Origin of the sequence: Bradyrhizobium sp. IC4060 (genome assembly GCF_020193715.1) — a bacterium.
Lineage (GTDB): Bacteria > Pseudomonadota > Alphaproteobacteria > Rhizobiales > Xanthobacteraceae > Bradyrhizobium > Bradyrhizobium yuanmingense.
Map to the genome: position 1 here is coordinate 51552 of NZ_JADYVJ010000012.1, position 25397 is coordinate 76948.

22 protein-coding genes and 1 pseudogene are annotated in these 25397 nt (G+C 65.4%); 11 read left to right on the top strand and 12 right to left on the bottom strand.

Going from position 1 to position 25397, the window contains the following annotated elements; genetic code table 11:
• Nucleotides 1-372: 372 nt before the first annotated feature.
• The 6 genes from I6F16_RS29880 to rpsT form a co-directional block, all read right to left on the bottom strand.
• Nucleotides 373-2535 (bottom strand): hypothetical protein, encoded by a 2163-nt coding sequence (locus I6F16_RS29880; RefSeq protein WP_225113271.1) that lies wholly within the window; start codon nucleotides 2533-2535, stop codon nucleotides 373-375.
• 120 nt (nucleotides 2536-2655) lie between these two features.
• On the bottom strand, nucleotides 2656-3390 hold the full coding sequence (locus I6F16_RS29885; protein ID WP_225113272.1) for a hypothetical protein: 735 nt from the start codon (nucleotides 3388-3390) through the stop codon (nucleotides 2656-2658).
• Between the two features lie 120 nt (nucleotides 3391-3510).
• Nucleotides 3511-4647: a DNA replication/repair protein RecF gene (recF, locus tag I6F16_RS29890; RefSeq protein WP_036002616.1), complete on the bottom strand. Its 1137-nt coding sequence runs from the start codon at nucleotides 4645-4647 to the stop codon at nucleotides 3511-3513.
• 161 nt (nucleotides 4648-4808) lie between these two features.
• The gene (dnaN, locus tag I6F16_RS29895; RefSeq protein ID WP_036002613.1) at nucleotides 4809-5927 is read right to left on the bottom strand and encodes a DNA polymerase III subunit beta; all 1119 of its coding nucleotides are present in this window, start codon (nucleotides 5925-5927) and stop codon (nucleotides 4809-4811) included.
• A gap of 258 nt (nucleotides 5928-6185) precedes the next feature.
• Entirely contained in the window at nucleotides 6186-7595 is a 1410-nt protein-coding gene (gene dnaA / locus I6F16_RS29900; RefSeq protein WP_036024069.1) for a chromosomal replication initiator protein DnaA, read from the bottom strand.
• A 1274-nt stretch (nucleotides 7596-8869) separates the two neighbouring features.
• Nucleotides 8870-9136 (bottom strand): 30S ribosomal protein S20, encoded by a 267-nt coding sequence (rpsT, locus tag I6F16_RS29905; protein ID WP_036002606.1) that lies wholly within the window; start codon nucleotides 9134-9136, stop codon nucleotides 8870-8872.
• A gap of 423 nt (nucleotides 9137-9559) precedes the next feature.
• Here rpsT and I6F16_RS29910 point away from each other — a divergent pair, with 423 nt between their 5' ends.
• Together I6F16_RS29910 and I6F16_RS29915 are read left to right on the top strand one after the other, a co-directional pair.
• Nucleotides 9560-9877 carry a hypothetical protein gene (locus I6F16_RS29910; protein WP_025033220.1) on the top strand — a complete coding sequence of 106 codons (318 nt, stop codon included), beginning with the start codon at nucleotides 9560-9562 and terminating at the stop codon, nucleotides 9875-9877.
• A 134-nt stretch (nucleotides 9878-10011) separates the two neighbouring features.
• On the top strand, nucleotides 10012-10758 hold the full coding sequence (locus I6F16_RS29915; RefSeq protein WP_036002627.1) for a polysaccharide biosynthesis/export family protein: 747 nt from the start codon (nucleotides 10012-10014) through the stop codon (nucleotides 10756-10758).
• Nucleotides 10759-10905: 147 nt separating this feature from the next.
• On the opposite strand, the gene I6F16_RS29920 is transcribed toward I6F16_RS29915, so the two are convergent.
• The 3 genes from I6F16_RS29920 to I6F16_RS29930 all read right to left on the bottom strand — a co-directional run bounded on the left by I6F16_RS29920 (nucleotide 10906) and on the right by I6F16_RS29930 (nucleotide 12870).
• A complete protein-coding gene (locus I6F16_RS29920; protein ID WP_036002604.1) occupies nucleotides 10906-11580 on the bottom strand; it encodes a dienelactone hydrolase family protein in 675 nt (224 codons plus the stop codon).
• A gap of 165 nt (nucleotides 11581-11745) precedes the next feature.
• Nucleotides 11746-12081 (bottom strand): hypothetical protein, encoded by a 336-nt coding sequence (locus I6F16_RS29925; protein ID WP_036002601.1) that lies wholly within the window; start codon nucleotides 12079-12081, stop codon nucleotides 11746-11748.
• 24 nt (nucleotides 12082-12105) lie between these two features.
• Nucleotides 12106-12870, bottom strand: a complete 765-nt coding sequence (locus I6F16_RS29930) for an alpha/beta fold hydrolase (RefSeq protein ID WP_036002598.1) — start codon at nucleotides 12868-12870, stop codon at nucleotides 12106-12108.
• A 485-nt stretch (nucleotides 12871-13355) separates the two neighbouring features.
• Here I6F16_RS29930 and I6F16_RS29935 point away from each other — a divergent pair, with 485 nt between their 5' ends.
• The 3 genes from I6F16_RS29935 (at nucleotide 13356) to I6F16_RS29945 (ending at nucleotide 17638) form a co-directional block, all read left to right on the top strand.
• Entirely contained in the window at nucleotides 13356-13847 is a 492-nt protein-coding gene (locus I6F16_RS29935; protein WP_036002624.1) for a (2Fe-2S)-binding protein, read from the top strand.
• Nucleotides 13844-16126, top strand: a complete 2283-nt coding sequence (locus tag I6F16_RS29940; RefSeq protein ID WP_225113273.1) for a molybdopterin cofactor-binding domain-containing protein — start codon at nucleotides 13844-13846, stop codon at nucleotides 16124-16126. Before I6F16_RS29935 ends, I6F16_RS29940 begins: the two co-directional genes overlap by 4 nt.
• Nucleotides 16127-16543: 417 nt before the next feature.
• Entirely contained in the window at nucleotides 16544-17638 is a 1095-nt protein-coding gene (locus I6F16_RS29945; protein WP_036002556.1) for an HD domain-containing phosphohydrolase, read from the top strand.
• 135 nt (nucleotides 17639-17773) lie between these two features.
• Here the strand turns inward: I6F16_RS29945 and I6F16_RS29950 are convergent, their stop codons facing one another.
• Together I6F16_RS29950 and I6F16_RS29955 are read right to left on the bottom strand one after the other, a co-directional pair.
• Nucleotides 17774-19354 (bottom strand): AMP-binding protein, encoded by a 1581-nt coding sequence (locus I6F16_RS29950; protein ID WP_225174230.1) that lies wholly within the window; start codon nucleotides 19352-19354, stop codon nucleotides 17774-17776.
• Between the two features lie 219 nt (nucleotides 19355-19573).
• Nucleotides 19574-19984 carry a VOC family protein gene (locus I6F16_RS29955; protein ID WP_225113275.1) on the bottom strand — a complete coding sequence of 137 codons (411 nt, stop codon included), beginning with the start codon at nucleotides 19982-19984 and terminating at the stop codon, nucleotides 19574-19576.
• 123 nt (nucleotides 19985-20107) lie between these two features.
• Here I6F16_RS29955 and I6F16_RS29960 point away from each other — a divergent pair, with 123 nt between their 5' ends.
• From I6F16_RS29960 to I6F16_RS29975, 4 genes and pseudogenes are all read left to right on the top strand, one after another.
• Complete coding sequence (locus I6F16_RS29960) at nucleotides 20108-21082, top strand: tripartite tricarboxylate transporter substrate binding protein (RefSeq protein ID WP_036002523.1); 975 nt, start codon at nucleotides 20108-20110, stop codon at nucleotides 21080-21082.
• A 149-nt stretch (nucleotides 21083-21231) separates the two neighbouring features.
• On the top strand, nucleotides 21232-21684 hold the full coding sequence (locus tag I6F16_RS29965; RefSeq protein ID WP_036002521.1) for a metalloregulator ArsR/SmtB family transcription factor: 453 nt from the start codon (nucleotides 21232-21234) through the stop codon (nucleotides 21682-21684).
• Nucleotides 21685-21692: 8 nt separating this feature from the next.
• Nucleotides 21693-22028 (top strand): annotated as a pseudogene (locus tag I6F16_RS29970) (SRPBCC domain-containing protein); the annotation flags it as partial.
• A 17-nt stretch (nucleotides 22029-22045) separates the two neighbouring features.
• Nucleotides 22046-22783 carry a thioredoxin family protein gene (locus I6F16_RS29975; RefSeq protein WP_225113276.1) on the top strand — a complete coding sequence of 246 codons (738 nt, stop codon included), beginning with the start codon at nucleotides 22046-22048 and terminating at the stop codon, nucleotides 22781-22783.
• Nucleotides 22784-22949: 166 nt separating this feature from the next.
• Here I6F16_RS29975 and I6F16_RS29980 read toward each other — a convergent pair whose 3' ends face one another.
• A complete protein-coding gene (locus I6F16_RS29980) occupies nucleotides 22950-24197 on the bottom strand; it encodes a serine protease (RefSeq protein WP_225113277.1) in 1248 nt (415 codons plus the stop codon).
• Between the two features lie 205 nt (nucleotides 24198-24402).
• On the opposite strand from I6F16_RS29980, the gene I6F16_RS29985 reads away from it, so the two are divergent.
• Both I6F16_RS29985 and I6F16_RS29990 read left to right on the top strand, forming a co-directional pair.
• Nucleotides 24403-25020 carry a hypothetical protein gene (locus I6F16_RS29985; protein WP_036002509.1) on the top strand — a complete coding sequence of 206 codons (618 nt, stop codon included), beginning with the start codon at nucleotides 24403-24405 and terminating at the stop codon, nucleotides 25018-25020.
• On the top strand, nucleotides 25007-25381 hold the full coding sequence (locus I6F16_RS29990; RefSeq protein WP_225113278.1) for a transcriptional regulator: 375 nt from the start codon (nucleotides 25007-25009) through the stop codon (nucleotides 25379-25381). Before I6F16_RS29985 ends, I6F16_RS29990 begins: the two co-directional genes overlap by 14 nt.
• The last annotated feature ends 16 nt before the right edge of the window (nucleotides 25382-25397 follow it).

The following is a 25397-nucleotide window of genomic DNA, read 5'->3' on the forward strand; positions in this document are numbered from 1 at the left end:
TGTCGCCCGAATCAGCGGCGCAAAAGGCGCTGATTTGCGGGGCTATTTGTGCCATGAAAGACCGCCTGCGCCTAGCGCAAAGTATCCTCCGGCAACCCTTTGAGCAGATAGGGTTTTTCGGCCGGCTTTCAAGGCGCCGGAGGGCCGATTCTGGGCGCCGCAAAAAGCCCGATTCGAGGGCAGTTTTTTGCCTCGAAAAGCCGTGGATTTTGCGGGGCCAGGAAGAGTGGTTTTGGGGCACCTGAAACTGATTCATCGATCGCCGTCATGCCCGGCCTTGTCCTGGCATCCACGTTCTTGGCGTCGCGGAAGACGTGGATGGCCGGGACAAGCCCGGCCATGACGATACCGCGAATCTGAAAGCGTGCAGCCTCAATACATCTGCAGCGGCAGCACGTCGCCGCTCGGGCCCACCAGAAGGCCCCAGGCCTCGCCGGCGGCAACGGTCAGGGACTCGCTACGCGCAGGGCGGCCGGGCAGGCGCAACGCGTACACGTATTTGCCGGGCGGTAGGTCGAGCATCGGGCCTTTCGGTGATTGCGGGCCGCCGGCGCCGGCTGCGATCTTCACCGTCTGCTTGTTGATCGTCAGCGCGACCTCGTTCGCTGCCATGTTTCCGAGCATGAGCCGCGCTTGTCCCGCCTTCGGCATGATCTCGGCCTTGGCCGCGGCATCGGCATTCTTCTGCGCCAGGCTGACCGTGGTCTCGCCCTTGGCGCGGCCGAGCTTGAGCACGGCGGGACCTTGCGGCGAGGTGAAGTCGATCTGCGCGCGTTCCGCGGACACGGTCGCGCCGTCGGCTCTCTCCCGCCAGCCCAGCTTTGCAAGCTCGGCCCGGTAGAAGGCGAGGACCTCGTCGAGCGAAGCGGGGATGCGGGCCTCGAGCTCGCGGCGGAGCGGCGCTTCACCTCCGGGTATCTTGGTGGTGGCGAGCGATTTCGACGAACGCTGCGTCGGCACCGGCAGCGGGGACTCAGGATCGGGCTTGAGCGGCTCGGCGGATTTGGCCTGAACCTCCACCTCCGCGCCGGCCGCAGCCTTGGCCGCTTCGGTCACCAGGCCCGATCCGTCGGCGCGGACATTCACCTTCGGGCCCATCTGCATCACCGTCATCGAGATCGACTTGCCGCCCTTCGAGAACGCCATCACCGCCATGTTCGGCTGGTTGATGACGGAGGGCTGCTCCTTCCAGCCCGAGCTCTTCAGCGCGGTCCGATAGAAGCTGCTGAGCGCCTTCACGCTCGACGCCGAGGAGAATTCCAGGTGGCCGTCGCCGCCTTCGAACTTCACGGCTTCGGCGTTTTCGGGCAGCGGCACCGGCGTCTTGCCGTCAGCGAGCGCGGTGAGCGGGGCGTCCGACAGGGAGGCGGCCTGCGTCTTGCGCCTGATATCATCGGCCGCAATGAGCTGCTGAGCCGTACCCAAGGCATCGCTCAGGAACCTCGCGTCGGCCTCCTTCTTCGCCTTGGCGCGAGCGGCGAGCGCGGATTCCTTCACCTGCGCGGTCAGGCTGACCATGGTGAAATCATACTTGCGGCCGAGCCGCAGCACACCGGTTTCATCAGTGTTGGAAATCTTGATCGCGATCTCGTCGCCGGGTGCGAGCGGCGCGTGGCCGTCCTCCTGCCAGCCGCGCGCGGCGAGCTCGCGCTGATAGAAGGCGCGCACGGCGGGCAGCTCGGCGATCGCGGCGGCCGAGATCTCGCGCTTGTTCGAGCTGGCGCTGCCGAGGCCCCGCGCAGATTTGGTTGGCTTCGGCCGCGGCAGGCCGGCCATATCGTCGTCGGCCTCGAGCACCTCCGGCAGCGCGAACGGCGCCACCCTGATCTCGACATTGGTGCGGCCATCGTCGCGGCGCGTCAGGGTCAGCATCACCGGCTTCTGGTAGATGTGCGTCGCGTCGCGATCGGGGTGGTCGTAGAAGACGCGAACGCCGTTCGGAACGGCTCCGGCAAGATCGGCGTTCGGCCAGCGCGATGCCGTATCGGGGTTAAGCTTGCGCCACCCCATCGCCGCCATGTCCTTGGTAAAGAATGCTGCGGTCGCATCGAGCGCGCCGGGCGCAATGCAGCTGAGATAGGGCCGGGTCTCGTCGAACACGAGATCGATCGCGCCTTCCGGAAAGGGCACGTTCGCATAGATCCGGTTCGGCGTGTAGAACACGGCGGACTGGTCGGGTCGCCCGCGCGCCTGTGTGAAGGAAACGCGCAGCCCCTGCCGTCCCTTCTTGAAAGTCAACGCTGCGCTTTTCTCATCCAGCGGATACACATAGGGCACCCAGCCGTCGGCGCTCAGCAGCTTCCTGGTGGCGTCCGACGTGGCGGCAAGCGGGGTCGGCACGGTGTAGATCACGCGATAGGGGTCGGGACGCGAAGTGTCCTCCACCGCGCCGTCGAGCCGCGGCAGCGTATGGACGTCGACGATGCCGTCATCTGCCGCGCCGGCGGGACGCGAGGGGATCACTATCGCGAGAATGCCGCAGGCAAGCAGCAGCCATCTTGCCGGGACTTGCGCCCCGCGCCCGATCATCGGCATTGTCAAAAAACTCCTGGATGTCGCGCGGGTCGTCATGCCCTTGCGCATTGGCGGGCTGCGGCGCCGTCGGCGCGGCCTCAGACGAGAAGTCGCGCCGGGAACCGGAGAGGTTCAACAGGCTCAGTACAGCTGCAACGGCGGCCAGGCGTCACCGTCGCGCCCGACCGTGAGCTCCCAGGTGTCGCCGGCGGCGACGGTGAGGATGTTCGTGGTGGCGGGTTGGCCCGGCGCGCCCAGCCTGTACGTATATTCGCCCGGCGCGAGGTCCAGCGCGACGGCGTTCGCGCCGGCCGGGCGCGGGATGGTCCGCTCGTTGATGGTGAGGACCGCTTCCTTGTCGCCGATATTGCTGAACACCAGCTTCGCCTGGCCGGGCTCGGGCAGCACGTTCGCCTTCGTCGCCGTGTCCGCGTTCTTCTGCACCAGATGAACCGCGGTGCCGGAATCCTTGCGGTCGAGCTTCAGCGCGGCCGGCCCCAGCGGCGAGACGAAGGCGAGCCGGACGTGATCGGCGTTGACCACGGCGCCATCATGCTGCTCTTGCCAGCCGAGCTTGCGAAGCTCGGTCCGGTAGAAGGCGAGCACGTCGCTGAGCCCCGCGGGCACGGTGGCCTCCAGCCTGACGCGGAGCGGCGCGTCGACGCCCTGCATCAGCGTGGTGTGGATCCCTCTGTAAGTATAGCGGGTCGGTGCGGGCAGCTTGGCATCGGAATCCAGCGTGAGCGTCGTCGGAAACAGATGCGGCAGCGAGGCACCGGCGCTGGCCGCGAGCATGCACATCGCAAACAGGGCGAAGCCGCACGCAAACAACTGCCATCGTGCCGGAGCTTGCGCCCCATGCCTCACCGCCGTCATGCTCATGCTCCAAAAATATCGCGAAGGATGTCGCGCATGTCCGAGTGCTGCGCGATGGCCGCTTCTTGCGGCCTCAAGCAGCTAGTCGCGATCTGGAACAGGCGGGTTCAATGCGGCGGCCTAACTGCGGGCCGAGACTCGTCCGCTCTCGACGTCAAACACTTCGCCCCCCGCGCCGATCTCGGCGAAGGCGGCAGGATCCGCACCGGTCAGCCACACCTGCGCGCCGAGCTTCTTCAGCTCATCGAACAGCGCCGCCCGGCGGTTCGGATCGAGATGCGCAACCACCTCGTCGAGCAGCAGCAGCGGCACGATGCCGGTCATCTCGGCGACCAGGCTCGCATGCGCCAGCACGAGGCCGATCAAGAGCGCCTTCTGCTCGCCGGTGGAGGCATCGCGCGCCGGCATGCTCTTGGGCGCGTAGATCACCTGGAGGTCGGTGAGATGCGGGCCGTCGGTGGTGCGGCCGGCGATCGCATCGCGCGGGCGGTTGTCGCGCAGGATCTGGCGGTAGCGGTCCTCGACCGAGGTCGCGGTCTCCTCGAGCAGCGCATTCTCCATCCAGCCGTCGAGCGCGATCTGAGCGGACGGAAATGCGGATGCCTGTGCGCGCGCGTTGAGCATGCCGGTGAGCCTTGCCGCGGTCTGGCCGCGCGTGGCCGCCACCGCGACGGCGAGTTCGGCCGTCTCGCGCTCGATCGCGTCGCACCAATGGTCGTCGTAATTGCGCGTCTCCAGCAGGCGGTTACGCGAGCGCAACGAGCGCTCGAGCGCGTTGATGCGGCTGGAATGCTCGCTGTCGATGGCGAGCACGAGACGGTCGAAGAAGCGCCGCCGTTCGGACGCTGCGCCCATGAACAGCCCGTCCATGGCCGGCGTCAGCCACACCATGCGGATATGATCGCCGAAGGCGCTGGCCGAGCCCACCGGCTCGCGGTCGATGCGGCAGCGCCGGCTGACCGTGGTATCCGCGCGCGGCGCATCGATGCCGGTGCCGAGCGTCGCCAGCCCCAGCGCGCCCTCGACCTGCGCCGACACCGCCCAGGAGCCGTCGCCCTGGTTGTCGGCGACATCCTCCAGCGTCGCCCGGCGCAGGCCGCGGCCCGGCGACAGGAACGAGATCGCCTCGATGCAATTGGTCTTGCCCGCCCCGTTCGGTCCGACCAGCGCCACTAGATCAGCCGCCGTCTCGAGCCCCGCCGCCCGGTAATTGCGAAAATGCGTCAGCGTCAGCCGATGAATGCGGGAGGGGGTCATGAGATCCGTTTTCCGTCATGCCCGGCCTTGTGCCGGGCATCCACGTTCTTGGCTCCGAAGACGTGGATGGCCGGGACATAGGCGGAGCAAAGCGACACCGTCCTTTCGGACGGCTACGCCGGCCATGACGATGTAGTGACAGGTGTGGATGCCGGTAGGTCTCACACCCGCATCGGCATCAGCACGTACAGCGCGCTCTTGTCGTCGCGGTCCTGCACCAGGGTCGGCGAGCCGGGGTCGGCGAGGCGGAGCGTGGCGACGTCGCCTTCGATCTGGGCGGCGATGTCGAGCAGATAGCGGGAGTTGAAGCCGATATCGAGCGCGTCGGAGGCGTATTCGACCTCGAGCTCTTCGGTCGCGCTGCCGGAATCCGGATTGGTCACCGACAGCACCAGCTTGCCCGCCGACAGCGACAATTTGACCGCGCGGCCGCGCTCGCTCGAAATCGTCGAGACGCGGTCGACCGCGTTCTCGAAATCCTTCTTGTCGACGACGAGCTCCTTGTCGTTGTTCTGCGGAATGACGCGGCCGTAATCGGGGAAGGTGCCGTCGATCAGCTTCGAGGTCAGCACGACGTTGCCGATGGTGAAGCGGATCTTGGCCTGCGACAGCTCGATCGTCATCTCGGCCTCGGTGTCCTCGATCAGGCGCTGCACCTCGCCGACCGTCTTGCGCGGCACGATCACGCCGGGCATGCCCTCGGCGCCCTTGGGCTGCACCAGGTCGAGCTGGGCGAGGCGGTGACCGTCGGTGGCGACACCGCGCAGGGTGGCGGCCTTTGGCGTGCCGGCGGCATGCAGATAGATGCCGTTGAGGTAATAGCGCGTCTCCTCGGTCGAGATCGCGAACTGGGTGCGGTCGATCAGCCGCTTGACGTCCTTGGCGGCGAGCGAGAACGAATGCGACATGTCGCCGGCGGCCAGATCCGGGAAATCGTTCTCCGGCAGCGTCTGCAGCGTGAAGCGCGAGCGGCCGGCGCGGATGGCGAGCACGGCGCGGTCGCCGTCGGCCTCCAGCACGATCTGCGAGCCGTCCGGCAGCTTGCGCACGATGTCGTAGAACATGTGCGCCGGCACGGTGGTGGAGCCCGCGGTCGCGGTTTCCGCCGGCAGCGTCTCGGTCACTTCGAGGTCGAGGTCGGTCGCCTTCAGCGACAATTTCGCGTTCTCGGCGCGCACCAGCACGTTGCCGAGAATCGGGATCGTGTTGCGGCGCTCGACCACGCGGTGGACATGGCCCAGCGACTTCAGCAGTTGTGCGCGTTCGACCGTAACCTTCATTGCACTACTCGCCCGATCCCTTAGGAAAACACAGCGTTGAGAAGGCCGGGCGGCGGGACGCGCGCCACGGCATCGAAGACCCCGACCGGCCGGATCATTCCTGCCGATATGACCAAAGCCGTCTGGGTCGCGCAAGGTGGCGCGGATAGCCCGCAGATTCAAGGCATTGGGGCCAGTTCCCCACGATTTACCGCCTCAAAACGAAGACGCCGCCCAGGCAAGCCGGGGCGGCGGGAGCAGGGCGGGAGCCCTAGGCCTTTATTCCTGAAGCTGGCGCTTCAGCGATTCCACTTCCTCCGACAGCGCGGTGTCCTTGGAGACCAGCGCCTCGATCTTGCGCACCGCGTGCAGCACGGTGGTGTGGTCGCGTCCGCCGAAGCGGCGGCCGATCTCGGGCAGCGAGCGCAGCGTCAGCGTCTTGGCGAGATACATCGCCACCTGGCGCGGGCGCACCACGTTTGCGGTGCGGCGCGAGGACAAGAGGTCGGAGCGGCTGACATTATACTGCCGCGCCACCACGCGCTGGATGTCCTCGATCTTGATCCGCTTCGGCTCCTGCGGCCGCACCAGGTCGCGCACCTCGTGCTCGGCCATCTCCAGCGTCACCGGCCGGTTGTTGAGCTTGGAATGCGCCAGCAGCCGGTTGATCGCGCCTTCGAGGTCGCGGCCGTTATGGGTGATGGTGCGCGCCAGATAATGCAGCACCTCCTCGGGCACCTCGAACGTGGCGTGATGGGCGCGGGCCGCCGCGACGCGCGACTTCAGGATGCCGTGGCGCAGCTCCTCGCCGAGCGATCCCATCTCGACCACGAGCCCGCCGGCGAGCCGCGAGCGGACGCGATCGTCGAGGCTTTCCAGATCGGACGGCGGACGGTCGGCCGCGATCACGACCTGGCGGCCGGCGTCGATCAGCGCGTTCAGCGTGTGGCAGAACTCGGCCTGCGTCGACTTGCCCTGCAGGAACTGGAGGTCGTCGATGACAAGCACGTCGATGCCGCGCAGCGCTTCCTTGAAGGCCAGCGCCGTCTGCGTCTTCAGCGCGGCGACGAAGCCATACATGAATTTTTCGGCCGTGAGATACAGCACCTTGCGCTCGTTGCCGGAATTGCCGGCCCAGGTCACGGCCTGCAAGAGATGCGTCTTGCCGAGGCCGACGCCGGCATGGATGTAGAGCGGGTTGAACATCACGGGGTCGCCACGACGCCCTTCGGCGACCTGGCGCGCGGCCGCATGGGCCAGCGTGTTGGAGCGGCCGACGACGAAGCTCGCGAAGGTCAGGCGCGGATCGAGCGGCGAGCCGCCGAGCGCGTCGTGATTGGCCGAGACCGGCGCGGTCGCGGTCGAGCGCAATTCCGGCATCGGCGCGCGGCGCGCCTCGACCGGCGCGGGCGCTTCCTTCGGCTGCGCCGAGGGGCGCACGGCGGACCGCACCGTGAGGTCGATGCGATGCACTTCCGGCATCTCGGCCTGCCAGCACGACAGCACGCGCTCGGCATAATGGGCCTGAATCCAGCTCTTCAGGAACCGCGTCGGCACCGAGAGCCGCACGCTCTCGTCCTGCACGCCTTCCAGATCCATGCGCGCAAACCAGCTTGTGTAGACGTCCTCGCCAACGCTCGAGCGCAGCCGACCCTTCACGCGTGACCAGCGATCCTGTTCCATTGTCATCGTCAGAAAACTTCTCTTGAGAGATATAGTTGCGTTTGTGAGCGCCATGCAGGGTTCCTGCCACGGTCCCTGAAGTGGCGCGACCTCGAGCGAGTCCATCGTCGGGCATGGCTCGACCGTTCGGCGCGAACGCCGCGGGTCAGATCAGCGATGTCAGAGATGGTGGGGTCGCGAGGTCAGCGCGTACTCGGCGCTCCGTCACGCGCGGGAGGCTGGAAATCCGACGGGGCTGAAACGGCATCGTTGGAAAAGGAAACGTGCTGCAATACCGCGTTGAGTCCGTAAGACATGATACCTCCCCGTCCTGCCGTGATCGCTCACGACAAGGTCCTGCGTGTCCTAAAGACAACCGCGCCGTACTCCTGTCGCGGATGCCTGCCCAAATGTACTAGTCGTCCGCTCGACTTCGCCACCTTGCGTGCCGGGGTAGCTTCGCGATGTCTCTCATATGAGCCTGGCGCGAGTAGATGCGCCTGGCGCGAGCGGGAAAGGTCCCGCTTGGAAACATTCAGACAAAGAGCTACCATTCCCACATTGCTGTGGGTTTTGCACCGACATCACTTTTTGAAGCGTCGCCTACGTGCACACCGCCGCCGATTTGCACGCTCGCCCCGTTTCCTAAACCGCGCTGGTCTGAAGATCGTGGGCGCCGCTGACTGGGTTAAGGAATACACTAAGCGGAAAGACTCGCAACGAAATTGATTCACAGTTGAGCCGTCAAAAAACTTGACCTCGGTTAACGTCGCACAGGAGTTGTTCACAGGCTGCGAAGCAAGTTTTTGAATCCGTGCACAGAATCGAGAAGGCCGCGCGTCATGTGACAATTCTCGTTCAGCGCCAAATTATTTTTATAAATTCGTCATGCGCCCGACGTGCGGGCGAATTTTCCAAATGCTTGTCGCTGCTATGTTGATAAGTGATTATCGAGCCATCGCTTTTCGAGACTCGTTTTGCAGGGTAACTCCACCGTGACACACGTTCCGGTGAATCTACGGTGTGCAGAACTCTCATCGGCCATCGATTCAATTCGCGCCCGCCTCACAGGGGTTTTTTGCAACGCAGTGAAGTTTCCTCTGTTGCAGAACATCGGCAGGTAGAATTACGGAATGAAGACTGACGCAGACGATGTAAATCATCCAAGCGAGGCGTGAGCCTCGCGTGACTGCTTGCGTGAATGTGACAGTCAACAAAAAAGCCCGGCGCGAGGCCGGGCTGTTTGACGCGCTGACCGGATCGACCGATCAGACGATGTCGCCAAGATGACTTGGCAAGATTTACTTCGCGAGCTTGGCGATCTGCGCGGTGAGGCGCGAGACTTTGCGGCTGGCGTTGTTCTTGTGAATGATGTTGCGCTGGGCGGCGCGCATCAAGGCGGGCTCGGCCGTCGCGAGCGCCTTCACGGCAGCGGCGCGGTCGCCGCTCTCGATGGCTTCCTCGACGTTGCGCACGGCGCCACGCATCTGGGTGCGGCGCGACTTGTTGACGGCAGTGCGGCGGGCGATCTTGCGCGTCGCTTTCTTGGCGGAAGTGGTATTGGCCATGGTCTCAATGTCCTTTGCGGGTACCGGTCGCGTCTTGGTCGGGTAGCGCCGGCTTGCTTGACCGCGGAATCGACGCTCGGATTTAGGGTGTTCGGTTGCTGGGCCGTTCCCGGAACATGAGCGACCGCCTTGCGGCTGTCTCTGAGGCTCCAAGGTGTCTTCAAGCTCGGATGAGTCCTGAAGCCCAGGGTGCCTGCAACTGCTCAAAGAACAGCGGCGGCGGGATTGCGCCCACCGCCAGTTGGCGCCCTTATAGAGAGGGTCTTTCGCACCGTCAACGCTTTCGGGCGCCGGAAACGCCCCTTTGGCGGCCTGGATGAGTGCCGTAACGCCCTGAAGAGGTTGAATTTCTGCCGTCGCCCGGCTATTGGCTGGCATCGTTCCGAAAAGGTCGTCCGCTTCGACGGCCATCGTAGGTGAGGCATGATCCGCGGCTTTTTCCGACTGATAGGGCTGTTGCTGCTCGCCGGCGGGTTCATCTTCATGGTCTATGACGGCGCCCGCTGGGTGGCCGACCAGACCCTCAAATTCACCCGCTTCGGCCAGTTCTGGAACGATATCAATCAGGCCAGCCAATCGGCCTTCCGCACCTGGGTCGAGGCCAAGGCGCCCTGGCTCTGGACCTCGGTGATCCGCCTGGTGCTGGAGCAGCCGGTCTTCGCCGTCCTCGGCATTCTCGGCATCCTCCTGATGATCCTGTTCCGCCCGCGGAAACCGCTGATCGGCTATTCCCGGGATTGAGCCTGCAGCTGGCACCCGCGTAACAGCGCTGCCTCTTACCCTCCCCCTCCAGGGGAGGGTTGGAGCCCCACTCAACGCTTTATTAACCATAACCGGTGCATCACTGGAGCCGTCTCGTTTCGAGGATGGGTCCGGTGCCGGTTGCACGCGCGTTTCGATGGTCGAACTTGGCGTCCTTGGCAGCGTCCGCCGCGCTCGCTTTGGGCGGCTGCATGCAGACCGCAACTCCCGTCGCGATGGTGCAGCCTCGTCCCGATCTCGATGCCATGGCCTATGGCCAGCCCTATAATGCGCCGCGGCCGGTCGTCGTCGCCAATAACGGCGGTGGCGCGATCGCAGCGCTCAGCAATTCCTTTGCCGCTTCGCCCGCACCGATGCCTGTCGGCTACGCCGCGCCGATGGCGGTGCCGGTGCGCAATGGCCCCTCCTACCATCTCGACGCCGGCGACAAGCTCCGCGTCGTGGTCTACGGCCAGGAAGGTCTCACCAACAGCTATGCGATCGACGCCGGCGGCTCCATCACCATGCCGCTGATCGGCGCGGTGCCCGCCCGCGGCCGCACCACGGCGGGGCTGGCCGGCGAGATCGCCGCACGCCTGCGCAACGGCTACATCCGCGAGCCTTCGGTGGCGGTCGAGATCGAGACCTATCGTCCGTTCTTCATCCTCGGCGAGGTCCTCGCGCCCGGCCAATATCCCTACGTGCCGAACATGACGGTCGAGAGCGCGGTCGCCATCGCCGGCGGCTTCTCGCCGCGCGCCAAGCGCGACATGGTCACCGTCACGCACACCGAGAACGGCGGCGCCATGCGCGCCGTGGTGCCGCTCGGCACGCCGCTCGCGCCCGGCGACACCGTGTTCGTCGGCGAGCGCTGGTTCTAGGGCTCAAGCCCAGGCACTCTCCTCCCGTCATTCCGGGGCGCGACGAAGTCGCGAGCCCGGAATCCATTCATCCACGAACGCTGACGCACGATGGATTCCGGGCTCGCGCTGCGCGCGCCCCGGAATGACAGTGGAAAGAGCCGCGCGCTACTTCGTCAAATGCTTCGCGAAAAAATCCATGCTGCGCGGCCAGGCGATGTCTGCGCTGGCCTTGTCGTAGCTGGCGCGCTCGTCGCAATGGAAACCATGCTGGGCGCCTGGATAGATGAAGACCTCCACATCCGGCCGCTTCGACTTGATGGTCTCGACGTCGGTCAGCGGAATGCCGGCATCCTTCTCGCCGAAATGCAGCTGGGTCGGCACCTTCGGCGTCTCGTCGGCGAAGCGCACGACGGCGCCGCCGTAATAACCGATCGCCGCCTTCAGGCCGGTCAGTCGCGTCGCCGCGACGAAGGCGATGCTGCCGCCCAAGCAAAATCCGATGATGCCGACGGGCCCGACGCTTCTGACCGCATCGATCGCAGCCTGCGTGTCGCGCAGCATCGCGGCCCAGTCCGGATTGGCCACGAACTTGCGCGCCTCCGCGATCTCGTCGGGCGAATAGCCCGACTGGAAGTTCGGCGCCGTCCGGTCGAAGATCGACGGCGCGATCGCGACATAGCCTTCCCCGGCGAGGCGGTCGCAGACCGAGCGGATGTGGTGATTGACCCCAAAGATCTCCTGGATCACCACCACCGCGCCCTTCGGCGTGCCGGCGGGATCAGCGCGATAGGCGCCGAGCTGGAAATTGTCCGAGGCTGTCAGCTTGATGTCCTGTCCCACGCGGGTTGTCCTTCTTGGTTGTCGATCCGAAATTCAGCTCTCTCCCTCATCCTGAGGAGCGCGCACCTGCGCGCGTCTCGAAGGATGAAAGGCCGAGATGCAGCAGCCGGGCCTGCATCTTCGAGACGCTTGCTGTGCAAGCTCCTCAGGATGAGGGGTAACACCTCACTCCCACATCCAGTTCTCGCCGTAATCCTCCTTCCATCCGGCCAGCCGGCCGTGGCGGAATTGCAGGAACAGGCGATGGCGATAGGGGATCAGGCCGCTGCCGCCGATATTGCGCAAGGCGAGATAGATCTCGTGGCCGGGACGTCCCCGCACATATTGCAGCTGCTGCCCGAGGGCGCGCGCGGTTTGCTCGGCATCCATGCCGAAGGCGAGCGGAATGTTGTTCGACAAGGTCGCGGCGAAGGGCTTGCGCGGCGGCACGGCGCCGATCGGCTCGGCCTGTGCAGAGAGCGACAGCAACATCGTGCCCGCAGCCAGCATCATCAGCTTCATCGCCTGTGTCCCTGCTCGATCGGCCTATGCAGGCAAGTTCTTCAGGAAAGGCGCGACCGCGTCAACAAAAGCCTTGGGCTGATCGATGTTGACGGCGTGTCCGGCCGCGGGGATCACGGCCTTTTGTGCGCCGGGGATTTTTGCGGCCATGTAGTCGGACGCGGCGAGGAACGGGGTGTCGTCGGCGCCGACCACGATCAGGCTGGGCACCTTGATCTCAGGCAACAGCTCCATCACGCGCGCATCGCGCTGGGTCAGCATGCCGCGCGCGGCGAGCGCCAGGCCCCTGGCGTTGCGATGGCTCGCGGTGGCGCGCTCGCGCGTCGCCGCTTTCAGCACATCGAGGCCTTCGCGGTCGAGCCGGTCGGCGGTGGCAAGCGCCCGCGCGTTCCAGGCTTCGCGCGCATCGTCCTTCCTGAAGCCGGGGCCGGTGTCGATGATCAGTAGCGCGCGGGCCCGCTCCGGATGTGCGCGGTAGAACGCCAGCGACATGTAGCCGCCGAGCGAAAGCCCGCCGATGATGGCGCGCTTCGTGCCGACCGCATCGAGGATCGCCGCCATGTCACCGACCGTGAGGTCTTCGCTATAAGCACTCGCATCGTCAGGGTAATCGGACTGGCCGTGGCCGCGCATGTCCCACAGGATCAGCGTGTGGTCCTTCGCCAGCGCGTCGATTTGCCCATGCCACATCGCCGACGTTGAGGAATAGCCGTGCGTGAGCAGCAGCGGCGGCCCGTTGCCATGAACCTCGTAGTAGATGTTGACGCCGTCGCGATTGATCTCCGGCATTGCTTCCCGCCCTTTCTTTTTCCTCGCCACGACACCGCTGCACCCTCTCCCCTTGCGGGAGAGGGTGACTTCGCTGAAAGCGAAGCCGGGTGAGGGGTCTCTATCCGCGCATGACTCTCTCAATGCGAGTGCGCGGATACAACCCCTCATCCGGCGCTTCGCGCCACCGTCTCCCACAAGGGGAGAAGGAAGAAAGCGGCCGCGGCTGCACCTTAGCTCGCCAAGTTACCTCGAAGAAACTGCCTGAATGCGTAGCACGCATGCCGGAGGCATGCGCTGTTGCGTCCAGTGGCTGCGTCGACGCTCTTGGCGCGGCGCACAACGAGCGAGTGTGGCGGTCGTTTTTTCGACTCGTTCCAAATTGCGTTTGCCTCCGCGTCGGAACGCGATCATTCTCGCCGGCAAGGCTGACGCCAGCCCGGTGGGCGTCCGCCATTCAAATTGCCGCCGTAAGCGGCTTCATGCACCGGCAGGGGAAGACGCCTATGCCAACTCTCACCATCAACGGGCGGAGTCTGTCCGTGGATGCGGCGAACGACACGCCGCTCCTCTGGGCGATCCGCGAGCAATTGCAGATGACAGGCACCAAGTTCGGCTGCGGTGCCGGGCTGTGCGGTGCCTGCACCGTGCACGTCAACGGTGAAGCCGTGCGTTCGTGCCAGACCATGGTCGGTGACGTCGCCGGCAAGAAGATCACCACTATCGAAGGTCTCTCCGCCAAGGGCGATCATCCCTTGCAGAAGGCCTGGATCGCCGAGCAGGTGCCGCAATGCGGCTACTGCCAGTCCGGCCAGATCATGCAGGCGGCTTCGCTGCTCGCCAAGAATCCCAATCCGACCAAGGAAGAGGTGGTCGCCCATATGGACGGCAATCTCTGCCGCTGCATGACCTATTCGCGGATCCAGAAGGCGATCATGCGCGCCGCATCCGAGATGCGCACCGCCTCGGCCACCTCGAGCGAGCGGAGGCCCACATGAACGAGCATGTGAAGAAATTGACGCCCGAGACGACGGATCTCAGCCGCCGCTCCTTCCTCGTCGGCACCGCCGCGACCGGCCTCGTGCTCGGCTATGCCGGCGTGCCCGGCATCGAATCGGCAGCCGCCGCGCCCGCCAATTTCGAGCCGAGCGTGTGGTACGCGATCGCGCCGGACGGGCTGGTGACCGTGACCTGCGGCAAGGCCGATATGGGCCAGCACATCGCCTCCACCATGGCGCAGATCGTCTGCGAGGAATTGGGCGCGAAATGGAGCGACATGCGCGTGCAGCTCGCCTCCAACGATCCCAAGTTCAACGATCCCGTGCTGGGCGCGCAGATCACCGGCGGCAGCTGGTCGACCATGATGAACTTCGAAGCGATGAGCCGGGCCGGCGCCGCCGGTCGCATCGCATTGACCGAAGGTGCCGCCGCCGCCATGGGCGTGCCGGCATCGGAGCTCGTGGTGCGCGATTCCATGATCGTGCATCCGAAATCGAAGAAGCAGATGTCGTTTGCCGATGTCGTGAAAAGCGGCAAGGCGACGAAAACCTTCTCGCCCGACGAGCTGAAGGCGATCAAGCTGAAATCGCCGGACCAGTACACCATGATCGGCGTCTCGGTTCCGCAGCTCGACATCCCCTCCAAGACCAACGGCACGGCCAAGTACGGCATCGACGTGATGCTGCCGGGCATGGCCTATGGCGCGCTGGTCACGCCGCCGGTGCGCTTTGGCGCCACCGTGAAATCGGTCGACGACAGCGCGGCAAAGAAGGTGCCGGGCTTCATCAAGGCCGTCACGCTCGACGACAAGACCGCAACGACGTCGGGCTGGGTCGTCGCGGTCGCCAGCACCTACGCCAACGCCAAGAAGGCGGCCCAGGCGCTGAAGATCGCCTATGACGCGGGTCCGAACGCGAAGCTGTCGAGCGAGTCGCTGCTCGACGAGGCCAAGCGGCTGCAGAAGCTGGACGATTCCGGCCAGTTCTTCGTCAAGGACGGCGATCCCAATGCGGCCTTCGGTTCGGCGGCCAAGGTGGTGGAAGCGGAATACACCACCAGCATCAACATCCACGCGCCGCTGGAGCCGATGAACGCCACTGCGGAGTTCAAGGGCGACATCCTGCACATCTATTCCGGCAACCAGTTTGCGACGCGCTCCGGCGCGATCGCGGCGGGCGCTGCCGGGATCGATCCGAAATTCGTGGTCATGCACCAGATGTGGCTGGGCGGCGGCTTCGGCCGGCGTCTCGATGCCGACATGATGATTCCGGCGGTGCAGGCGGCCAAGGCCGTCGGCAAGCCGGTGAAGGTGATCTATTCGCGCGAGAACGACATGACGATGGATTTCTCGCGTCCCCTCACCTACCAGAAGGTCAAGGCCGGCGTGGACGGCGATGGCAAGCTCATTGCGATCAGCCACGACGTGGTCTCGGCCTGGCCGACCGCGCGCTGGGGAATCCCCGATTTCCTGACGCCCTCGGTCGACAAGAAGGGCCCGCTCGATTCCTTTACGGTGAACGGGGCGGACTTCTTCTACACCGTGCCCAACCATTATGTGCGCGCGATCAAGAACGAGCTCGCGCACAACGCCACGCCCTCCGGCCAGCTTCGCTCGGTGGCGCCGGGCTGGACCTTCTGGGCGGTCGAAAGCATGATCGACGAGATCGCGGCGGCGACGGGCAAGGATCCCGCCCAGTTCCGCATCTCGCTGCTCGACGGCGCCGGCAAGAACGACGGCGGCGCGCAGCGCTTGCGCAACACGCTGCTCGCCGCGATGGGACTGTCCGGCTACGGCACCAAGCAATTGCCGAAAGGCGAGGGCATGGGCGTGGCCTGCGTCTCCTCGCAGGAGCGGGCGACCGCGAGCTGGACGGCGTGCGTGGCTCACGTCGCCGTCTCGCCGTCGGGGGAGGTGACCGTGAAGAAGCTCACGGTCGCAACCGACGTCGGCACGCAGGTGCATCCCGACAATGTCCGCGCCCAGGTCGAGGGCGCGGCGCTGTGGGGCCTGTCGCTGGCGATGTACGAGAAGGCGACGCTGAAGGACGGTGGCATCGAGCAGACCAATTTCGATGGTTACACGCCCTTGCGCATGAGCCAGACGCCCGAGGTCGCGATCGCCGTGATCGCCAATGGCGAGAAGGCCACCGGCGTCGGCGAGCCCGCGGTCACCGTGGTCGCGCCGGCCATCGGCAACGCCATCTTCAATGCCAGCGGCGCCCGCGTCCGCGCCCTGCCGATCACCGCGGAAGCCGTGAAGGCGAGCATGAAGGCGTAAGCCGCGCTGCGATTGCCGAATGAGCTGATCCGCCGGAGGGCAACCTCCGGCGGATTGTTTTTGAGCCGCCTCCACACCCTCACCGTCATGCCCCGGCTCGACCGGGGCATCCAGTACGCCGCGGCTTCTCGGTTTCAGCCGGACCGTCTCAGCATACTGGGTCGCCCGGTCGAGCCGGGCGACGACAACGGACGGCGGGGCGATAGCGTCCAAAATTCCCCTTATCCATCAATGCCCGTTCTACTGTGCATGGGGTTGTTTTCGCCGGTTGTGAAATTCCCCCTCAACCCCAATCCGTAAAATTGCGTGCGATTCCCCAAGGTTCCATTGAGCACGCCTCTTAAGGGCCAGAGAACCTGATCCGGCTTAGGCTGATAGGCCAATACGCCCGAGTTTCCGGTCCTTGTGGGGGAAGCCATGAACGCCACAGCCAAATCCGCCGCCAAACGCCGGCTCCTGCTCGCCTCCGATCGGAGCGACGGGAGCAGCGAGCTCGCCAGCATCCTGAAGGCGGTCGGCGACGTCTCCACGGTGAAGACGGACGAGATCCCCGCCCAGCCCTCGCGCGATCTCTCCGGGCTCGTGGTCGACATCAATCTGCGCTCGCCCGACAGCGTGCAGCGGGTGCGCAACAAACTGCGCGGCGATGCCTATCGTTCGATGCCGCGGCTGTTCGTGCTCGCGGACGCCCTGCATCACGGCACCATGCAGGCCTGGGCGTTAGGAGCCACCGACACCATCTCACGGCCGCTCCAGGCCGAGGCCATCCTGCAGCGCATTCGCGCCGCCTTCCCGGACACCGCGGCCTATGACGCGACCGATCGCGGCAAGACGCTCAACCGCGGCGTCGAGGCGGCGCATGCGGTGCTGACCAAGATGTTCGAGAAGCTGCCGCTCGGCGTGGCCCTGACCTTCGACGACGTCATCGCCGCCGAGAGCAAGATCCTGAAGGCGATCAAGCATTCCTCGCTGCGCGAATGGCTCACCACGGTCGGCTGTCACCATGTCGGCAGCTACCGCCATTGCCTGTTCGTCACCGGCTTCGCCGTCGCCTTCGCCCAGCATCTCGGCATGCGCGAGGACGACCAGCGCCGCCTGACCCGCGCCGCGCTGCTGCACGACGTCGGCAAGGCCTTCGTTCCGGCCTGGCTGCTCGACAAGCCCGGCAAGCTCACCGACGAGGAGATGGCTGAGGTCCGCCAGCATCCGCGCCGCGGTTATGATGCGCTCGCCGCGCAAGGCGGCTTCCCGCCGGAGATGCTGGACGTGGTGCTGCATCACCACGAATTCCTCGACGGCTCCGGCTATCCGAACGGCCTGTCGTCGAACCAGATCAGCGACATCGTGCGCCTGACGACAATCGTCGACATCTACGCCGCGCTCGTTGAGAAGCGCGCCTACCGCATGCCCTTCACCCACTCCCGCGCCTTCACGATGATGGAAGGCATGGGCGGCAAGCTCGACCAGCAGCTGCTGCAGGCGTTCCGTCCGGTCGCGCTGGGGTCGTTTTAGTCGGGATGCCGTAGTCGTAGGGTGGGTTAGCCTCACGGCTGCGCGAAGCGCAGGCGCCAGGCGTAACCCACCATGCCTCCGCAATTGCCGAACGAAGTTGGTGGGTTACGCCTTCGGCTAACCCACCCTACGAGATCACCCCACCAGCTTCCGCAGCTCCGCCTTCGCCACCTTCTCCAGCGTCGAGCGCGGCATGTCGTCGACGAGCCTGATCTCGCGCGGCAGCTTGAAGTCGGCGAGGCCCCTGCGGCAGGCTTCCATGACGCGGTCCTGCAGGTCGGGGGCCGCGCCTGCGACGCCGCCTTGCGGGATGATGAAGACGACCGGCACCTCGTCCAGCATCGGATGCGTCTTCGCCACGACGGCGGCCTCGCGCACGCCCGGCACGAGCGCGATCACCTGCTCGATCTCGGAGGCCGCAACGTTCTCGCCGCCGACCTTCAGCATGTCCTTGGCGCGGTCGCCGAACTTGATGAAGCCGTTCTCCAATCGCTCGACGCGGTCGCCGGTGAGGAAGAAGCCGTGCTCGTCAAAACTCTCGCGCGTCGCCTTCTCGTTGTGCAGGTACTCGGCGAACAGCGACAGGCCGGGGATGCCCCTGATCGCGAGATTGCCGGTGTCGCCGACCTCCGTCGGCCGTCCGTCGTCGTCAGTGATGCGGATTTGATATTCGGGCGCGGCGCGACCGATCGACATCGGGATGTTGGGCTGATCCACCTCGCCGACGATGCCGTGGGTGATGGTCTCGGTCATGCCCCACCAGCCGATCATCTTGACGCCGAAGGCGGCAAAGGCCGGCGGCTCGTTGATGGCGGTGCCCCACAGGCGGAACTTATGGTCCTTCGGGATCTCCTGCTCGAGCAGTGCCTTCATGCAGAACGGGATCGTCGAGGTCCAGGTCGCGCCGTGCTCGCGCGCGACGCTCCAGAACCGGCTGGCGGAGAAGCGCGGCTGGATCACGCAAGTGGCGCCGACCCACAGCGCCGCCAGCATGGAATAGGCCAGCGCGTTGGTGTGGAACAGCGGCAGGTAGGCCTGGTGCACGTCGCCGGCGTGAAGGTCCTCATGCGCGGCGTTGATCTTGGCGCCCCACAGCGCGTTGGCATGGGTCCACAGCACCGCCTTCGGCCGCGACGTCGTGCCCGAGGTGTATTGCACGCTGCATGCCGCCAGCGGATCGGTCGCGCGCCGGGGACGATCGGCACTGTCGGCGAACAGCGATTCGAAGCTGTCGCCCCGCGAGACGCCCCGCGCGGGCGCCGCGCCCGCATCGTGCGAGGTCACCGCGAGCCAGCGTATGCTGCGGCAGTTCTGCGCGACGGCTTCCGCATAGGCCGGCTGCGTGATCGCGGCGACCGCGCCGCAATGATCGGCGAAATACGCGATCTCGGCCGGCGCCGAGCGCGTGTTGGTGGTGACGGCGACGGCCCCGAGCTCGACGCAGGCGAACCAGGCCAGCATCGCCTCGATGCAATTGTCGAGATGAATGAGCACATACTCGCCCGGCTTGACGCCGCGCCTGGCGAGGCCGGCCGCGAGCGCGCCGACGCGCTCGTGAAACTCGCCGTAGCTCCAGCGCCGCGCCGGCGCGTCGAACGGCGCCCAGATCAGGAACGGATGATCACGCCGGACCTCGGCGCGCAGCTTGAGCAGCCAGGGCACGTCGAGCCCGTCGAACGGGCCCACGATTCCAGCTGTGGTCTGTTGAACTGGCATGGCTCCTCCCGGTGCAGCCGCATCTTGCCGGCGGCTGTCTTTTGATGATTGCGTCTTCCTGCCATTGGACGACGCGGGACGCAAATCCGGGGAAGGGCCGAGCTCTCTCCTGCGTCATTGCGAGGAGCTCCCGCGACGAAGCAATCCAGACTGGTTCCGCGGAGGGGTTCTGGATTGCTTCGCTGCGCTCGCAATGACGGGTTTGGCTGGGGGCGCGCCTCAATCCTCGTACGACGAGATCTCGATCAAACTGCCATCCGGGTCCCGGCAATAGACCGAGCGCAACGTGCCGCGGGCGCCTTGCCTCGGGCCCGGACCTTCCTCGATCGCGACGCCATGTGCCCGCAAATGCGCCACCACCTCGTCCGGCGTGGCCGAGGTGAGAAAGCACAAATCTTCGCTGCCCGCCGTCGGTTGGTTCGCGGTGAACCACTCCACCTTGTCGGCATCGCGTTGCCGGACGTTGATCCTCTGGTTACCGAATTCAAGGAAAGTCCGCGGCGCTTTGCCGCCGCCGGGATCGAACACCTTGACTTCCATGCCGAGAATCTTGCCGTACCACGCAGCACTTGCCGCGACGTCGCTGACATTGATCACGAGATGATCCAGGGCATGAACCTTGACCGGCATGTCTCATCCTTTCGTCGTGATGTGCCCCGCGCACTTTCCGCACGCGGCAAGCTTTGTTACAACCGCAGCGACGCGGCTTTCAAGCCATCCGACTTCAAGAACAACACTGGGAGAACCCTTGAGATGATCACTCGCCGTACCGCGCTGGGCCTGCTCGCCGCCAGTCCGCTTGCAGCCACCCCGCTGTCGAAGGCCCTTGCCGCCGATTATCCGGCCCGTCCGGTGAAATGGGTGGTGGGCTATCCGCCGGGCGGCGCCACGGACATCCTGGCACGGCTGATCGGCCAGCGCCTGTCGGAAAAGCTCGGCCAGCAATTCGTGGTCGAGAACAAGCCCGGCGCCGGGAACAACATCGCGACCGAATCGGTCATCAATGCCGAGCCCGACGGCTACACGCTGCAGCTGGTCAACCCGGCCAACTACATCAACGCCTCGCTCTACAAGAATCTCAAGTTCAACTTCGTGAACGATATCGCGCCGGTCGCCTCGTTCCAGCGCGTTCCGAACGTGATGACCGTGAACAAGGATGTGCCGGCCAAGAACGTCGCCGAGTTCATCGAGTATGTGAAGGCCAATCCCGGCAAGGTGAACATGGCCTCGTCCGGCAACGGCACCTCGGTGCATCTGTCCGGCGAGATGTTCATGGCCATGACCGGCTGCAAGATGCAGCACGTGCCCTATCGCGGCGCCGCGCCCGCGATCACCGACATGCTCGCCGGCCAGGTGCAGGTGATCTTCGACAACATGCCCTCGATCATTCAGCACATCCGCTCCGGCAGCCTGCGCGCGATCGGCGTCACCACCACGGAACGCTCGCCGCAGCTGCCCGACGTGCAGCCGATCGCCGACACCGTCAAGGGCTATGAGGCGAGCGCGTTGTTCGGCATGGGCGCGCCGAAGAACACGCCGAAGGAAATCATCGCCAAGCTCAACGCCGAGGTCAACGCGGTGCTCAAGGAGCCTGACATGGCCAAGCGCCTGGTCGAGCTCGGCGGCGAGCCGCGGGTGCAGACGCCCGAGGCGTTCGGCGAGGAGATCAAGGCCGAGACCGAAAAGTGGAAGAAGGTCGTCGACTTCGCCGGCCTGAAGGTCGAGTAGAAATCTCGTGATGATGAGGAAGAGGGCCCTGCCGTTCGGCAGGGCTTTTTTCTTGGCTGCATTGCCAGCAACCCGATCACGCTCTCGTGCGGATCCGCGCCTGCGCCTTCCGGCTTGACGTTGCCGTGCTCGCGTCTATACTAAACCATATGGTTAAGTATCAGGACGAGACGCTGGACCGGACCTTTGCGGCGCTGTCAGACCCGACGCGTCGTGCCTTGCTGGCGCGCCTCGGCGAGCAGGACGGCCTGTCGGTGAGCGAGCTGGCGGCCCCGTTTGCGGTATCGCTGCCGGCGATCATGAAGCATCTCGACGTGCTCACCGATGCCGGGCTGATCGTGCGCGAGAAGACCGGGCGCACGGTCGCCTGCCGGCTGACCGCGCAGCCGATGGAGCAGGCGATGAACTGGCTCAATCGTTATGCGCAGTTCTGGTCCCACAATCTCGATCGCCTTGCCGCCTTCGTGGAGGAAGAGACATGGCCAACGCAACCGCCAACACCGCCGAACGCCCGGCAGAACGACCAAGCCTCACGCTCACGCGCCGGCTCCGCGCGCCGCCGCAAAAGGTCTACGCCGCCTGGACGCAAGCCGCGCAGCTAGCGCAATGGTTCGGGCCGCCAAACATGAAGCCGGCGACGCTTCAAGCCGAGCTCGACGTTCGCGTTGGCGGCCGGTTTCGCATCAGCTTCACCGGCGACGACGGCGAATATTTCGAGGCCGGCGGCTGCTATCGCGAGGTGGTGCCGAGCGAGCTTCTCGTCTTCACCTGGGCCTGGCACTCGACGCCGGAGCGTGAATCGCTGGTGACGATCTCGCTGAAGCCGGACGCTGCCGGCACCTTGATGATCTTTCAACACGCCCAGTTCTTCGACGAGACCGCGCGCGACAACCACCAGCGCGGCTGGAGCTCGATTTTCGACAAGCTCGATGCTTTCGTCGCCTGATCCCCAAGGAGAACGCCATGCAGCAACATCAGATCGTTTCGCGCGAGCAATGGATCGTCGCGCGCAAGGCCCTTCTGGCCCACGAGAAGGAATTGACCCAGGCTCGCGAACGGCTTGCCGACGAGCGCCGCCGGCTCCCCTGGGTCAAGGTCGACAAGGCGTACGCATTCGAAGGGGCGAACGGCATTGTGTCCCTGGGCGATCTGTTCAAGGGCCGGCCGCAGCTGATCGTGCAGCACGTGATGTTCGCACCCGATTGGGACGCGGCCTGCAAGAGCTGTTCGTTCTGGGCCGATGGGTTCGAGCGCATGGTGCCGCATTTGGCCGCGCGCGACACCGCCATGGTTGCGGTCTCGCTGGCGCCAAGCGCAAAGCTCGAAGCCTTCAAGAAGCGGATGGGCTGGACCTTCGACTGGGTTTCCTCAGGCCGCAACGACTTCAACCGCGATTACGGCGTGACGTTCTCACAGGAAGAGGTCGCGACCGGCAAGCCGATGTACAATTTCGGGACCACGCCGTTCTACGGCCCCGAACTGCCCGGCATCAGCGTGTTCTTCCGCGACGAGGCCGGCGCGATCTTCCACACTTATTCCTGCTTCGCCCGCGGCCTCGACATGATGAACGCTGCATATCAATATCTCGATCTCACCCCGCTCGGCCGTCACGAGGAAGGCCTGCCTTATCCGATGGACTGGGTGCGCCTGCGCGACCAGTACGAGCCGCAGCCGGCGAAGGCGGCGTGCTGCCACGGGTGAGGGGAGCGCTCGACACACATCAAAGGTGTCATCGCCCGGCTTGACCGGGCGATCCAGTATTCCGAGACGGCAGTGATGAATCGAAAGGCCGCGGCGTACTGGATTCCCCGCCTTCGCGGGGAATGACAGCTACGGGTGAGGTGCAGGGTGTGCCTTGCCCCGATAGCTACCGCTTCGCCTCCGCCTGCTCCGCCGCGTTGCACGAGATCAGCATCGTGTACGGCCGGGCGTTGGTGGCGATGTCGGTGGTCTTGAGCTCGCTCTTTGGCTCCGCGGTCTGATAGGGCACGATCGAATTGTCGAGGAAATCGCGCAGCACTCCGGTCTTGATGGCGAAATTGATGTTTTCAGGGATGTTGCCGGTCGCCACCGCGATCCGCAAGGCTGGAATCTTGCCCGTGACCACGCCCACGACCTGACCCGTGTTGTCGAACAGCGGCCCGCCGCTGTTGCCAGGCTGCACGGGTGCGCTGATTTGCAGGAAGCGCGAGTCGTTGCGCATGCCGCTGAGCGAGCTCACGATGCCGGTGGTCACGCTGAAGTCCGAGGTCAGGATGCCGTGATAGGGAAAGCCGATCGCGATCACGGAATCGCCGGAGCGGATCGAGCGGTCGCGGATCCGGGCAAAATCCTTGAAGGTCGTCGTCGACGGCGCCTGCAACAGGGCGAGGTCGTTGTTGGCATCGCTCGAGACGACGCGCAGCACCATTGCGGCTTCGCCGGTGAGATTGCCCCTGACGTCGCCGACGCAGCCGTCGATCACATGATGGTTGGTGACGACGTGCCCGCTCGCGCTGACGACGAAGCCGCTGCCGCTCCTGGCTCGGGCGGGTTTGCCGCCGGCCGGCGCTGCCGTCTGCTTCTCCGCCGTCGCCGCCGGTTTGGCCGCACCCTTGGTGAAATCGCCGGCCTTGCTGAGCCCGTCTGCCTTCACCCGCGTGACGCAGTTCGCCAGCGCCGCGATCAGGGGGGCCGTCGACGTCAGCACAAATTGGAGTGGCTTGCTCCCGTTGGTCGTGATCACCATCAGGCTTGCCTTCTGGAAGGTGCGAGCGACGTTGGGGGGCAGGATGGTCGTCACCATATTGGTGGTGCCGGCGGTCGCAAACAACCTCGCCTGCTCCTGGCCGTCGAAGATGAAGTCGATGGGCGCGGTATCGCCCTTGTTGAAGCGAAAGCTGGGGCTGGCAAAGCTCAGCAGCCAGGAGCCGGCCGCATTCTGCGCGACGAAGAGACTCACGCCGTTGGCGTAACGTGCGGTCGCCGCGCAATGGGAGAACGCACCCGTCTCGTCATTGCTGAATGCGCCGCCGGCCCAGTTGCCGACCTTGACGGTGCCGAACGGCCCCGCCGCGTTCGCCCCGAACACACTCATCTGCAACACGAACGCAACGACCAACGACCTCAACCACATACCCCAGCCCCCGGCAAACGCACTCGCATCCATCTTATCCGCGAGGGCAGGTGAGGCGCAACCGTCAGTTGTCCGCACCAGTCGGTTCGGCTGACCGCAACAATTTGGGTTGCATTTACTTTGCAGTGCCATATACTTTGCAATACAAAGTAACGGGACCGGTGTCCCGCGAAAGCCGGGGTGGAACGAGGTTTTGGCGTTGCCCATGCGCGATCTCGACAAGGCGCTGGCCGACATCGTGACGATCCGCAGCCAGATCGCGGCAGGTACCGCCTTCCGCGGTTACGGCCCGGCGACGATGGCGGCGACCGGTGCTGTTGCGCTCATCACCGCCGTCCTGCAATTCTGGCTGTTGGATGATCCCACCGGCGAGCCGCTCGTTTTCTTCATCGGCTGGTTCATCGCCGCCGCGCTGTCTGGATTGATCATCGGCATCGAGATGCGCGCCCGGTCGCGACGCCATCATTCCGGTCTCGCCGACGCGATGATCCACCAGGCGGTCGAGCAGTTCCTGCCGGCGGGCGTTGCCGGCGTTCTGCTCGCGGTGGTGATGTGGAAGTTCGCGAGCGAGACGCTGTGGCTGCTGCCGGGCCTGTGGCAGATCCTGGTGTCGCTCGGCATCTTTGCCTCGGTCCGCTCGCTGCCGCGCACGGTGGCGCTCGCCGGCGCCTGGTATTTCGTGTCCGGCTTCGCGGTCGTGGTGCTCGCGAGCCGAACCCACACGCTGTCGCCATGGACCATGGGCCTACCTTTCCTGATCGGCCAATCGCTGATGGCGGCGATTCTGCATTTCGCGTCCGGAGACAACGATGTCGAAGACTGACAGCGCGCCCTTCTCCTATGAAGGCCTCGACCGCGTGATCCACGAGAAGGCGAGGCTCGGGCTTCTGACCTCGCTGATGGCGCATCCCAAGGGGCTGGCGTTCGGCGATCTCAAGCAGCTCTGCGGCCTCACCGACGGCAATCTCAGCCGGCACCTTGCCGTGCTGCAGGAAGCCGGACTGGTCGAGGTGACCAAGGGCTACGAGGGCAATCGCCCGCACACCACCTGCCGCCTCACCAAGGCCGGCCGCCGCCGCTTCCTCGACTATCTCGCCGTGCTCGAGCGGCTGGTGCGCGACGCGGCGAAGGCCGCTGGCCGCGAAGCGCCGCCGCTCGGCCATCTCGGCATCGCCTCGACCTGATCTCCCCTTTTTTGAC

What these genes read in the sequence shown, in the direction of transcription:
- I6F16_RS29880 (WP_225113271.1), bottom strand. Translation starts at nt 2,535, where the DNA reads ATGCCGATGATCGGGCGCGGGGCGCAAGTCCCGGCAAGATGGCTGCTG.
- I6F16_RS29885 (WP_225113272.1), bottom strand. Translation starts at nt 3,390, where the DNA reads ATGACGGCGGTGAGGCATGGGGCGCAAGCTCCGGCACGATGGCAGTTG.
- recF (WP_036002616.1), bottom strand. Translation starts at nt 4,647, where the DNA reads ATGACCCCCTCCCGCATTCATCGGCTGACGCTGACGCATTTTCGCAAT.
- dnaN (WP_036002613.1), bottom strand. Translation starts at nt 5,927, where the DNA reads ATGAAGGTTACGGTCGAACGCGCACAACTGCTGAAGTCGCTGGGCCAT.
- dnaA (WP_036024069.1), bottom strand. Translation starts at nt 7,595, where the DNA reads ATGACAATGGAACAGGATCGCTGGTCACGCGTGAAGGGTCGGCTGCGC.
- rpsT (WP_036002606.1), bottom strand. Translation starts at nt 9,136, where the DNA reads ATGGCCAATACCACTTCCGCCAAGAAAGCGACGCGCAAGATCGCCCGC.
- I6F16_RS29910 (WP_025033220.1), top strand. Translation starts at nt 9,560, where the DNA reads ATGATCCGCGGCTTTTTCCGACTGATAGGGCTGTTGCTGCTCGCCGGC.
- I6F16_RS29925 (WP_036002601.1), bottom strand. Translation starts at nt 12,081, where the DNA reads ATGAAGCTGATGATGCTGGCTGCGGGCACGATGTTGCTGTCGCTCTCT.
- I6F16_RS29930 (WP_036002598.1), bottom strand. Translation starts at nt 12,870, where the DNA reads ATGCCGGAGATCAATCGCGACGGCGTCAACATCTACTACGAGGTTCAT.
- I6F16_RS29935 (WP_036002624.1), top strand. Translation starts at nt 13,356, where the DNA reads ATGCCAACTCTCACCATCAACGGGCGGAGTCTGTCCGTGGATGCGGCG.
- I6F16_RS29940 (WP_225113273.1), top strand. Translation starts at nt 13,844, where the DNA reads ATGAACGAGCATGTGAAGAAATTGACGCCCGAGACGACGGATCTCAGC.
- I6F16_RS29945 (WP_036002556.1), top strand. Translation starts at nt 16,544, where the DNA reads ATGAACGCCACAGCCAAATCCGCCGCCAAACGCCGGCTCCTGCTCGCC.
- I6F16_RS29950 (WP_225174230.1), bottom strand. Translation starts at nt 19,354, where the DNA reads ATGCCAGTTCAACAGACCACAGCTGGAATCGTGGGCCCGTTCGACGGG.
- I6F16_RS29955 (WP_225113275.1), bottom strand. Translation starts at nt 19,984, where the DNA reads ATGCCGGTCAAGGTTCATGCCCTGGATCATCTCGTGATCAATGTCAGC.
- I6F16_RS29960 (WP_036002523.1), top strand. Translation starts at nt 20,108, where the DNA reads ATGATCACTCGCCGTACCGCGCTGGGCCTGCTCGCCGCCAGTCCGCTT.
- I6F16_RS29965 (WP_036002521.1), top strand. Translation starts at nt 21,232, where the DNA reads ATGGTTAAGTATCAGGACGAGACGCTGGACCGGACCTTTGCGGCGCTG.
- I6F16_RS29975 (WP_225113276.1), top strand. Translation starts at nt 22,046, where the DNA reads ATGCAGCAACATCAGATCGTTTCGCGCGAGCAATGGATCGTCGCGCGC.
- I6F16_RS29980 (WP_225113277.1), bottom strand. Translation starts at nt 24,197, where the DNA reads ATGTGGTTGAGGTCGTTGGTCGTTGCGTTCGTGTTGCAGATGAGTGTG.
- I6F16_RS29985 (WP_036002509.1), top strand. Translation starts at nt 24,403, where the DNA reads ATGCGCGATCTCGACAAGGCGCTGGCCGACATCGTGACGATCCGCAGC.
- I6F16_RS29990 (WP_225113278.1), top strand. Translation starts at nt 25,007, where the DNA reads ATGTCGAAGACTGACAGCGCGCCCTTCTCCTATGAAGGCCTCGACCGC.